The organism is Paraferrimonas sp. SM1919, assembly GCF_010993985.1.
Lineage (GTDB): Bacteria > Pseudomonadota > Gammaproteobacteria > Enterobacterales > Shewanellaceae > SM1919.
In genome coordinates, this window is the sequence record NZ_WINH01000020.1 from 61414 (window position 1) to 72743 (window position 11330).

Sequence of the window (11330 nt, forward strand, 5' to 3'; positions counted from 1 at the left end):
AGGCGTTATGGCAGCTATGACTGTTCACTTGGATGTTGTAAGCGCTGAGAAAGCACTTTTCTCTGGTCGCGTTGAAGACATTCAAGTAACGGGTACAGAAGGTGAGCTAGGCATTAAACATGGCCATGCTCCCCTGCTGACTACCATTAAGCCTGGTATGGTTCGTTTAATTAAGCAACACGGTGAGGAAGAAGTGATTTATCTTTCTGGCGGTATGCTTGAAGTACAACCATCATCAGTTAGCATCTTGGCTGATGTTGCGGTGCGCGCTGAAGATATCGACGAGCAAGCAGCATTAGAAGCAAAACGTCTAGCAGAAGAGCACATGGTCAATCACGGCGGTGAGCTTGACTTCCGAAAAGCGGCAGCTCAGCTGGCGCAGGCGGAAGCTCAATTACGTGCAGTTCAGTCTGTTCGTAATCTTAAAAAGTAATTGCTTTGCAGTGTTAAAAAAGGTGGCTTTGGCCACCTTTTTTTATTGCTATGCACTTTGCTCTATTGCCCCTTACCCTTGGATGCTTATAATTCCTGTTAATCATTTTTATATGTGCCTATAATGCCCTCAATTTCATTTTATATTTGATATCAGGGATAGTTCCTATGGCGCTTAAAGTTGTTATTCTTGCTGCGGGTAAAGGCACCCGCATGAAATCCGCCCTTCCTAAAGTGCTGCATAAAGTGGCTGGCAAACCCATGGTGCAGCATGTCATAGATGCGGCCACCAAGCTTAATGCTGAACAGACTATCGTGATTTATGGTCACGGTGGTGAGGTATTATTAAATACCCTAGGCTCACAGGATGTGACATTTGTAGAACAAACCGAACAGTTGGGTACTGGTCATGCGGTTAAGTACGCTTTGCCACACATTAACGATGAAGACCAAGTGCTTGTATTATATGGTGACTCTCCACTTATCACTCCTGCTACTTTACAGGGCTTATTAGATGCCCAGCCACAAGGTGGTGCAGCGCTGTTAACTGCGATTATGGATAATCCATTTGGATATGGCCGCATTATTCGTGAAAACGGCAAAGTGGTGGCCAACGTTGAGCAAAAAGACGCAACAGCCGAGCAAGCACTAATTACCGAAATCAATACTGGTTTTGTTTGCGCGGGTGGTAAAGATCTGCATAACTGGTTAGGTCAGCTTAGCAATGATAATGCCCAGGGGGAATACTACCTTACCGACATTATTGCCATGGCCCATGAGCAAGGTAACGGTGTTGCGCCTGTGATCACCAATAATAACGCTGAGATTGCCGGTGCGAACAATCGCGTACAATTAGCTGAACTTGAGCGTAACTATCAAAAACGCGTTGCCGAATCGCTAATGCTTGCTGGCGCGGCATTAATTGACCCTTTCCGTATCGATGTGCGTGGTGAGCTAAGTGTCGGCACAGACGTTGAAATCGACGTTAACTGTGTGTTTGAAGGCAAGGTGACTCTTGGCAATAACGTTAAAGTGGGTGCCGGTGCCATCATTATTGATTCAGAAATAGCTGATAACTGTGAAATCAAACCTTACACTATCGTTGAGAACGCTAAGCTAGGTGTTGATTCTAGTGCAGGTCCGTTTGCACGCTTACGCCCAGGTGCTCACCTCGTTGAAAATAGTCATATTGGTAACTTCGTAGAAATGAAGAAAGCGACGCTAGGTAAGGGATCTAAAGCAGGCCATTTAACCTACCTTGGTGATGCCACTATCGGCGCTGGGGTAAACATTGGTGCAGGTACTATTACCTGTAATTATGACGGTGCTAACAAGCATCAAACCATTATTGAAGATGATGTGTTTGTAGGTTCTGACAGTCAATTAGTGGCGCCAGTAACCATTGCTAAAGGGACGACCATTGCCGCCGGTACAACGTTAACCAAGTCTACCGGTGAGAATGAACTGGTACTGACTCGTACCAAGCAAAAAGCATTAGCCAATTGGCAGCGCCCAGTGAAAACTAAAAAATAACAATTCGCATTTAGAAAAGGGAGCTCAGGCTCCCTTTTTTGTTCCTTTGATAAAATACCTCAGCGTTTTTCTGATAACTTGCTAAAATTTTTAGTTGTTATTTGGTTGCGATTGTGTCGGCTGTGTTGCTGTTTTGTTTTCACTTTAATGTGCTAAATAAGGGCCGATTAACTACTTTTCGCTCTGCAAAGCTTGAACTAGCAAGATTGGCTAAATCCCTTACTGTGAGCAGGGTCATACTTTTATTTTTGCGCGCTCAAAAATGTGATCTTGAACATTTTTAGGTTTTTCTGATGTGATTTGTATCACGTTACCGTCTTAGGAAATGAATATCCTATTCCCTATTGATCCTGCGGGATATTTTAAGGTATTGAGAATGAAACAAACTGCTAACAACTTAAGTCGATGGACTAAACAAGACACCACCTGGATGTTGTCTCTTTTTGGCACCGCGGTAGGCGCTGGAATCTTATTTTTACCCATAAATGCCGGTATGGGTGGTTTTTGGCCTCTGGTTATTATGGCTGTCGTGGTCGCACCTATGACATATCTATCTCACCGTGGCTTAGCACGTTTTGTTTTATCATCAAAAAGCAAAAGTGCCGATATTACTGAAGTAGTAGAAGAGCATTTCGGCAAAGGCGCTGGCATGTTAATTACGATTCTGTATTTCTTTGCTATTTACCCAATTTTACTTATCTATGGTAACGGTATTACTAACACTGTTGACAGTTTTTTGGTCAACCAACTTGGTATGCCTCAATTTCCACGCTGGGCACTTTCATTAGCCCTAATCGTTGGCATGATGTCAATAATGATGGCTAATCGCGCACTGGCCCTTAAAGTCTGTGAAATGCTGGTTTACCCACTGGTTGCGATTCTTGCGTTTATGTCTATTTATCTAATCCCTGATTGGAATATGGCGGCGTTATCATTTGATAAAGTGCCAGCAGCCGGTGATCTATTAAGTGTTGTATGGTTAACGATTCCAGTATTAGTGTTCTCATTTAACCACAGCCCGGCTATTTCGTCTTTTGCAGTATCCCAAAAAGAGCAATATGGTGACGATGCAGAGCATAAATCTAGTCTTATCCTTAAGCGTACTTCAACCATGCTAATGGGATTTGTAATGTTGTTTGTATTTAGCTGTGTAATGAGCCTATCCCCAGAGCAATTAGCGGAGGCAAAAGCGCAGAACTTATCGATTCTGTCTTATCTAGCAAATGTAAAATCTAGCCCATTTATTAGCTATTTCGGGCCTATTGTTGCCATGGCTGCAATTTTCTCATCTTTCATTGGCCATTACTTTGGTGCCCGTGAAGGTTTAAATGGCATCATACACAAAGCAGCACCAAAGTTTGCGACAAGCATGAGCCAGAAAAAACTCGATAAAGTATTAGCAGGCTTCTTCTTATTCACGCTTTGGGGGGTAGCGATTATTAACCCTTCAATTTTAGGTATGATTGAGTCTTTAGGTGGGCCAGTGATTGCGGCTATATTGTTCTTGATGCCAATGTATGCGGTTCGTAATATTCCTGCCTTAAAACAGTTTAAAGGTCAGCCAAGTAACATTTTTGTGACTGTTATGGGATTGTTAGCAATTTCTTCTATTTTATTTGGTTTATTGAAGTAAACTGCTGCGACACCCAAATTATAGAGTCGTCCTTTGGGGAGCCAAAGGGCGACTTTTTTATTGTCAGAGGTTTTTATGTATAGCGTTTTTGATATCTTTAAAATCGGTATTGGCCCATCAAGCTCGCACACCGTTGGTCCGATGAAGGCCGCTAAACAGTTTAGCGACGAACTTATTGAAAACGGTTTAATGGATAGCGTGACTCGCGTCGATGCTGATATTTATGGTTCTTTATCTTTAACGGGTAAAGGTCACCATACCGATATCGCAATTATTATGGGTTTAAACGGTAATAACCCTGATACTGTAAACATCGATTCTATCCCTACTGTTATCAGTGACGCTGAAAAGAACGAGAAGCTGGCGATTGGCCCTAATGGTAAAATCGTAGATTTTCCTATTGGTTCTGTTCGTTTTCATGAAACCGTACTTGAGAAACATGAGAATGGCATGCAAGTGCATGCTTATGCGGGCAAAGAATGTGTTTACTCAAAAACTTACTACTCAGTAGGGGGTGGCTTCATTGTTGAAGATAGCGAATTTGGTAAAGAACTGAGTGCCGATGATATTAAGCCTATCAGCTATGACTTTAACAGTGCTGCAGAGTTGCTTGCTCAGTGTAAAGAGCACGGCCTAAGTATTTCAGCACTAGTGCATGCCAACGAATTGCAGTGGCGCACCCAAGACGAGATCGATGCGAACTTTGATCGCCTATGGGAAGCCATGAGTGGTGCGGTACAACGTGGTAGTGAGACTGAAGGTATTCTTGCAGGTCCACTACGCGTGCCTCGTCGTGCAGCGCAACTTAAGCGCGCTTTAGAAGCAACTGAGCATACAGATAAAGACCCAATGACAGTGATCGACTGGGTTAACATGTTTGCTTTAGCGGCATCAGAAGAGAATGCCGCGGGTGGTCGTGTAGTCACCGCACCGACTAATGGAGCTGCAGGTATTATTCCTGCGGTACTGAGCTACTATGATAAATTTATTAAGAAGCTAGATCGTAAAGAATACAGTCGTTTTTATCTAACCGCGGGTGTGATAGGTGTGCTTTACCACACTAACGCGTCTATTTCTGGTGCCGAAGTCGGCTGTCAGGGGGAAGTGGGAGTCGCTTGTTCTATGGCTGCTGCTGGTCTTGCTGACCTTATGGGGGCAAGCCCAGAGCAAATTTGTGTTGCAGCAGAGATTGGTATGGAGCATCACCTAGGTATGACTTGCGATCCTGTTGCGGGGCAAGTACAGGTGCCGTGTATTGAGCGCAATGCGATTGCTTCGGTAAAAGCAGTGAACGCCGCACGTATGGCACTTCGCCGTAACTCACAACCGACAGTATGTTTGGATAAAGTTATTGCTACTATGTATGCCACAGGTAAAGACATGAATGCAAAATATCGTGAAACCTCTCAAGGTGGTCTGGCAATCAAAGTATTGATGCAAGATTAATCTTCTTTAATATTTTTCAAGGCCTCGATTGTTATCGAGGCTTTTTTGGTTTTAGGGCTTTTATTTTTCACTAAGTTTCATTAAACTTTCGCTAAGTTTCAAAACGAAAGTTAAAGTTTTATGTCGAAGCGCAATACTCAACAAAGAAGAAGGAATATCGTCGAGTATGTAGATAGTCAAGGCGAAGTGAGTGTGGAAACCCTTGCCGCCATGTTTGCTACTTCAGAAGTGACTATTCGCAAGGATCTGGCAGAACTTGAGCGTAGTGGCGTATTACTGCGTAAATTTGGTGGTGCGGTAAAAATCCCTCAAGAGTTTGTTAATGATGAAGCCACCAGTCCTGCTAAGCAAGCTATTGGTAAATTGGCTGCTGAACAATTGCAGGAGCATAGCCGTATTATTATTGATAGTGGCCGAACCACGGCGGCGATGATCCCTCACCTCGCCCATCAACCCGGTCTAGTAGTGATGACCAATTCATTGGCGATTGCCAATGCTCTGCAGGCGCTAGATGAGGAGCCAACCTTATTAATGACAGGTGGTACTTGGGACCCCCACTCAGAGGCATTCCAAGGTAAGGTAGCAGAGCAAGCATTGCGATCTTACAACTTCGATAAACTCTTTATTGGTGCCGATGGCATCGACCTTGAACGTGGCACAACTACCTTCAATGAACTGTTTGGCTTAAGCAAAGCCATGGCTGATGTCGCAAGAGAAGTCGTGGTGATGGTGGAGTCGTCTAAAATTAATCGCAAGATGCCAAATCTAGAGTTGCCATGGGATTCAATTCAAACTTTGATCACCGATGATGGACTCAGTGAAGCAGATAAGCTCGTGCTTGAACAAAAGAATATTAAGCTGTTAATCGCAGCGGTAAACGATTAGAAATTAAAGGAAATCAATATGTGTGGAATTGTTGGCGCTATCGCCCAAAGGGATGTAGCAGAAATTCTTGTAGAAGGACTACAGCGTCTTGAATATCGTGGTTATGACTCTGCTGGCGTGGCGATCTTAAATAATGGCTCATTAGAGCGTGTTCGCCGTGTAGGGAAAGTAAGAGAGTTAGCGACAGCATTAGAAGCTGCTCCACTTGCTGGTGGCACTGGTATTGCTCATACCCGATGGGCCACACATGGTGAGCCAAGTGAGCGTAATGCCCACCCGCACCATTCAAACCAACAAATTGTCGTTGTACATAACGGTATTATTGAAAATCATAAAGAACTGCGTGCCGAATTAACCGACCTTGGTTACACCTTTGAGTCAGATACTGACACTGAAGTGATTGGTCATATGGTACACCACCAATTAAAAAGCCATGATTCATTACTCACCGCGCTGCAAGCGACCGTTAAACTGCTTGATGGTGCTTATGGTACCGTGGTCGTTGATAAGAATGATCCTGAAACCATGGTGGTGGCGCGCTCTGGTAGCCCGCTAGTGATTGGTTATGGTGTTGGTGAGCACTTTGTGGCATCGGATATGATGGCTCTACTGCCAGTAACCCGTCGTTTTGCTTTCCTTGAAGAAGGTGATGTTGCCGAGGTTAAGCGCCGCTCTGTAACCATTTTCAACCAGGCCGGTGAGCAAGTTGAACGTGAAGTGGCAGAACATAATGTGAGTCATGATGCGGGTGATAAAGGTGAATACCGTCACTTTATGCTTAAAGAAATTTACGAGCAACCAGAAGCGCTACAACGCACTTTAGCAGGGCGATTAGAAAATGGCTTAGTATTGGACAGTGCCTTTGGTGAAGGTGCGAATGAACTGCTAAAAGATGTTAAGCATGTTCAAATTATTGCCTGTGGTACCAGTTACCATGCGGGTATGGTGGCACGATACTGGTTAGAGCAACATGCGGGTGTTTCTTGTAATGTTGAGATTGCCTCTGAGTTTCGGTACCGCAAATCACACGTTTTCCCTAATAGCCTATTAGTGACCATTTCTCAGTCGGGTGAAACTGCAGATACTTTAGCAGCGCTGCGTCTTGCAAAAGAAATGGGGTACTCAACTAGCTTAACCATTTGTAATGCCCCAGGCAGCTCTATGGTACGTGAGTCTGATATGGCTTACATGATGAATGCTGGCGCAGAAATTGGTGTAGCATCAACTAAGGCTTACACGGTACAGCTTGCTGCACTACTAATGCTAACCGCCGCCATTGGTCGCCATAATGGTACCGATGAGCAAACTTTAAAAGCCATTGGTCAAAGCTTGCAAAGCATGCCAGCTAAGGTGACACAGGCGCTGACATTAAATGATGATATTGAAGCATTGGCAGAGGACTTCGCGGATAAGCATCACGCGTTATTCCTAGGTCGTGGTGATCAGTATCCAACTGCGATGGAAGGGGCGCTAAAGCTAAAAGAGATCAGCTACATTCACGCCGAAGCCTATGCATCAGGTGAGCTAAAGCATGGTCCAATTGCATTGATTGATGCGGATATGCCTGTGATTGTGGTTGCGCCTAATAACGAACTATTAGAAAAACTGAAATCAAACGTTGAAGAAGTACGTGCCCGTGGTGGTTTAATGTATGTATTCGCCGATAACGATGCCCACTTTGAGTCCGATGACACCATGAAAGTGATCAACGTACCGCACTGTGATGAGTTTATGGCACCGATTATCTACACCTTGCCGCTGCAGTTACTGTCGTATCATGTAGCCTTAATTAAAGGGACTGACGTGGATCAGCCGAGGAACTTGGCAAAATCAGTTACCGTAGAATAATTTTTCTGCCTAAATCGCAACTTATACGGCGTTGCTTGCACCTGGCTACCACGGTCACTTAGCGAACTAAGCTCCCATGGCTAGTCAGGTTTAGCGCCTTGTCTAAGCACTATTTCGTTTAAAAAAGAGTAGATTATTTAAAAGGCCAGTTACTATGTAGCTGGCCTTTTGGCTTTTATAATTTTTTCTTGCGTGCTCTTTTAGGCTCTCCAAATATCTATGTAAATATGTCTTTATTTCAATTCGTTAAGATGACATATTATTTTTTGGTTAATTGTTGAGAGGAGGCTTATTGAGTTTCATCTCTATAAGCCGATACATGCCACAGAGGAATGCAGTAAATATGGATATTCAAGAGCAGTATAGTAATGAGGCAAGAATACAGTTGAACTTTGCTTCATTTATGGTTGTAGCAATTTGGGTTTGCTTGGGTGTAGGGTTGTCATTTGCTGTGGCATTTCATTTACTTGTAACCAACGTTTCTTCTGGTGCGGATTCAGCAAGTCAAATGTTCTGGTTTTCATCAGCTGTATATGGGTTTTTAGGTTTTATTTTTTCTTTAATTGGTTCTGCTGTAATTTACCCTTTATATAGTTTTTGGTGTGAACGGATGCGTGGACAAAGGGTTAAAGGTAAATTTGCATTGGTACAACGTAGTATCTAAAAGATTAATAAACTTAATCTGTGGGTAATTGCAAAAAATGCCCACTTTTCTTTCGTTTAGCGCTTTAAGCTAAACCCTGTCACTAACACAGTACCGATAATAACCAACCCTGCCCCAGTAATGGTACTTAAAGTGATTGCTTCACCTAAGAATAAGTAGCCCCATAAGATTCCAAACAAGGGAATTAAAAAGGTCACACTCAGTGCCCCGCTCGCCCCTATGCTTTCAACCAATTTGAAATACAGTAAATAAGCAAACCCTGTACAAACTATCCCTAAAAAGATGACAGACCAGATAACGGTTTCCGTCGCAGGCTCTCGCATTGGCATCAGCCATAGCATAGGTAGCACCAGTAATGATGCGGCCCACATATTACCATGGGCATTATGAAAAGCAGAAAGCTTAGGTCCCGTCTTGGTGTAATGGGAGGCAATGGCATAACAAAGTGCGGCAGCAGCACCGGCGATTAAAGCAGGTATAGCAGTAGTACCAAGGGCAAAGGCATCACCACCTGCAAGGATAATGACTCCAAATAAGCCCAGCAGGAGACCTATATTGATTTTAGTGGATAATCGCTGGCGAAAATAAAAGCGGGTGATCAATGCCGCCCATATCGGTGCGGTAGAATTTAGAATAGACAAAGTTGCAGCAGAAATGGTTTGAGCGGCATAAGCGAAAAGCATAAAAGGTAATGCGGTGTTAAATAGGCCGATGATAGTAAAATATTGCCAGTGTTGGATTAAGGGAAGCCGATGCTGAAAGTAGAGAGCAAATCCAGATAGTAATACAGCAGCAAGCAATACCCTAAACTCAATAAGAAACGCAGGCCCTAAAGGTAAGGCTGCGATCTTCATGAACATAAATGAACTACCCCAAATGGCAGCGAGTAGAACAAGTTGAACAGAGCTATAAGGGGACATAGATAATTACTGTTGATCATTGAGCAAGCTAGTTTGCACATTAACCATCAGAAAGTCTTTATTTAATTGAGATTTAATATATTGATCTACATTAAAAGCTAAGCGGAATGTTAATAAAGGCGATGAAATAACCTACAGATTCCGTATAATCGAAAAAAACATTATCATTGCTTAGTGACGTAGTATGCCAGAGCCACATAAATACCAAAAATTACAACCTATTGAGATTCATCAACCTGAGTCGTCAAAAACGGCTTATGCTTCTCCACGTAATCACATATATGTTAGAGCGGTTAAGGGCTTTTGGAGCACCTTAAGAAAAAGAATGGGCTGGGTAGCAATGTTGGCCTTTTTGATGCTGCCATGGCTAAGTTGGAATGATCGTCAAGCTGTATGGTTTGATTTAATAAATCAGAAATTCCACATTTTCGGCATAATTATTTGGCCACAGGATCTAACTTTGCTCGCTGCTTTGTTAATGGTAGCCGCCTTTGCTTTGTTTTTTGTGACAACTTATTTGGGGCGGGTATGGTGTGGCTATACCTGTCCACAAACCGTATGGACTTTTATCTTTATCTGGTTTGAAGAAAAAATAGAGGGAGCCCGTAACAAGCGCATTGCTTTAGATAAGCAGCAATGGAACTTCAATAAAGTGTGGCGCAAAGGCTTAAAGCATTTTGCCTGGTTAACCGTGGCACTTGGCACTTCACTAACTTTTATTTCATTCTTTGTGCCGGCAACAGAGCTGTATATTGATTTCTTTACTGGCGAATCCGCTGGCTTAACTTATTTCTGGGTTATTTTCTTTACCTTTGCGACGTATGGTAACGCTGGCTGGATGCGTGAAATTATGTGTACCCACATGTGCCCTTACGCCCGTTTCCAGTCCGCCATGTTCGATGAAAATACTTTCATTGTTGGTTACGATGCCACTCGTGGAGAAAAGCGTGGGCCACGTTCACGTAAAGTTGACCCTAAAGAAAAAGGTCTAGGTGACTGTATCGACTGTGACCTATGCGTACAGGTGTGCCCAACCGGTATCGATATCCGCAATGGTATGCAGTATGAGTGTATTAATTGTGGTAATTGCATTGATGCTTGTAACAATACTATGGAACGTATGGGCTATCAGCAAAACTTAATCAGCTACACTACAGAAAATAAGTTGGCAGGAAAGCATCAACATACCGTACGTCCAAAGCTAGTAGGGTATGGCGTGGTACTCGCTATCTTCACAGGGTTGTTCACTTATGCGTTAATTAATATTGATCCTGTTCGAATAGATATTATCAGAGATCGCAACGCGCTTTATCGAATGACCCATGATGGTTTAGTCGAAAATACCTATACGATTAAAGTTCTGAATAAAACCGAAGCGACCCAAACTTATCAAATTAGCACTGAAGGCGTCGATGTAATGCGTTGGACGGGGCCGAACCAGGTAACCTTAAAGTCAGGTGAAATATTAAATGTACCTATTAGTATTGCAACTGACCAATATGAATTAGATAAAAGTATCGTAAACATAAGTTTCAGCGTGCAAAGTCTAGAAAACAAAGAAATTACAGCAACACAAGAATCAAGATTCTTTAGTGCATTTAACTAAATTGATCGATATTAAATCAATAAAAGGGGCGTAAGCCCCTTTTATTGTTACCAATGTCACGAAAAGTAACCAATTGAAATAAAATTCAATAAAAATACTTGCATCATAAGCGTTCATACCTATAATACAAATCCGCTGACAAGGACACGCTAGAAACCTTGCCAGCATCAAGCAAAACCCCTTTTTTAAACGGTTGAAAAAACTTTTAAAAAAGTGCTTGACCTAGGGTTGGTAATCAGTAAAATGCACAGCCCTGACCGACACGGTCAAACGTTCTTTAACAATGTAATCAAGTAATCTGTGTGGGCACTCACAGGCATTTGAAAATCAACAAAACGATTTTCTCAATGTACTTTAGTGTTC

The 11330-nt window shown here is 42.8% G+C and carries 9 protein-coding genes; 8 read left to right on the forward strand and 1 reads right to left on the reverse strand.

The features are described 5' to 3' along the window. The first annotated feature begins 7 nt into the window (after window positions 1-7). The 7 genes from GFB48_RS12915 to GFB48_RS12945 all read left to right on the forward strand — a co-directional run bounded on the left by GFB48_RS12915 (window position 8) and on the right by GFB48_RS12945 (window position 8441). A complete protein-coding gene (locus tag GFB48_RS12915) occupies window positions 8-433 on the forward strand; it encodes a F0F1 ATP synthase subunit epsilon (protein WP_163936404.1) in 426 nt (141 codons plus the stop codon). Between the two features lie 167 nt (window positions 434-600). Then, window positions 601-1965: a bifunctional UDP-N-acetylglucosamine diphosphorylase/glucosamine-1-phosphate N-acetyltransferase GlmU gene (gene glmU / locus GFB48_RS12920; protein WP_163936407.1), complete on the forward strand. Its 1365-nt coding sequence runs from the start codon at window positions 601-603 to the stop codon at window positions 1963-1965. Window positions 1966-2341: 376 nt separating this feature from the next. Next, a complete protein-coding gene (locus tag GFB48_RS12925; protein ID WP_163936410.1) occupies window positions 2342-3598 on the forward strand; it encodes a serine/threonine transporter in 1257 nt (418 codons plus the stop codon). A 75-nt stretch (window positions 3599-3673) separates the two neighbouring features. Further along, window positions 3674-5044, forward strand: coding sequence for an L-serine ammonia-lyase (locus tag GFB48_RS12930; RefSeq protein WP_163936413.1), 1371 nt, complete (start codon window positions 3674-3676; stop codon window positions 5042-5044). Between the two features lie 120 nt (window positions 5045-5164). Next, on the forward strand, window positions 5165-5929 hold the full coding sequence (locus GFB48_RS12935; protein ID WP_163936416.1) for a DeoR family transcriptional regulator: 765 nt from the start codon (window positions 5165-5167) through the stop codon (window positions 5927-5929). 18 nt (window positions 5930-5947) lie between these two features. Then, window positions 5948-7777, forward strand: a complete 1830-nt coding sequence (gene glmS / locus GFB48_RS12940; protein WP_163936419.1) for a glutamine--fructose-6-phosphate transaminase (isomerizing) — start codon at window positions 5948-5950, stop codon at window positions 7775-7777. Between the two features lie 343 nt (window positions 7778-8120). Next, the gene (locus GFB48_RS12945; RefSeq protein WP_163936421.1) at window positions 8121-8441 is read left to right on the forward strand and encodes a hypothetical protein; all 321 of its coding nucleotides are present in this window, start codon (window positions 8121-8123) and stop codon (window positions 8439-8441) included. Window positions 8442-8497: 56 nt separating this feature from the next. On the opposite strand, the gene GFB48_RS12950 is transcribed toward GFB48_RS12945, so the two are convergent. Continuing rightward, the gene (locus GFB48_RS12950) at window positions 8498-9361 is read right to left on the reverse strand and encodes a DMT family transporter (protein ID WP_163936424.1); all 864 of its coding nucleotides are present in this window, start codon (window positions 9359-9361) and stop codon (window positions 8498-8500) included. Window positions 9362-9545: 184 nt separating this feature from the next. On the opposite strand from GFB48_RS12950, the gene ccoG reads away from it, so the two are divergent. Continuing rightward, window positions 9546-10967, forward strand: a complete 1422-nt coding sequence (gene ccoG / locus GFB48_RS12955; protein ID WP_163936427.1) for a cytochrome c oxidase accessory protein CcoG — start codon at window positions 9546-9548, stop codon at window positions 10965-10967. Window positions 10968-11330 lie beyond the last annotated feature (363 nt).

What these genes read in the sequence shown, in the direction of transcription:
- glmU (WP_163936407.1), top strand. Translation starts at nt 601, where the DNA reads ATGGCGCTTAAAGTTGTTATTCTTGCTGCGGGTAAAGGCACCCGCATG.
- GFB48_RS12930 (WP_163936413.1), top strand. Translation starts at nt 3,674, where the DNA reads ATGTATAGCGTTTTTGATATCTTTAAAATCGGTATTGGCCCATCAAGC.
- GFB48_RS12935 (WP_163936416.1), top strand. Translation starts at nt 5,165, where the DNA reads ATGTCGAAGCGCAATACTCAACAAAGAAGAAGGAATATCGTCGAGTAT.
- glmS (WP_163936419.1), top strand. Translation starts at nt 5,948, where the DNA reads ATGTGTGGAATTGTTGGCGCTATCGCCCAAAGGGATGTAGCAGAAATT.
- GFB48_RS12945 (WP_163936421.1), top strand. Translation starts at nt 8,121, where the DNA reads ATGGATATTCAAGAGCAGTATAGTAATGAGGCAAGAATACAGTTGAAC.
- GFB48_RS12950 (WP_163936424.1), bottom strand. Translation starts at nt 9,361, where the DNA reads ATGTCCCCTTATAGCTCTGTTCAACTTGTTCTACTCGCTGCCATTTGG.
- GFB48_RS12915 (WP_163936404.1), top strand. Translation starts at nt 8, where the DNA reads ATGGCAGCTATGACTGTTCACTTGGATGTTGTAAGCGCTGAGAAAGCA.
- ccoG (WP_163936427.1), top strand. Translation starts at nt 9,546, where the DNA reads ATGCCAGAGCCACATAAATACCAAAAATTACAACCTATTGAGATTCAT.
- GFB48_RS12925 (WP_163936410.1), top strand. Translation starts at nt 2,342, where the DNA reads ATGAAACAAACTGCTAACAACTTAAGTCGATGGACTAAACAAGACACC.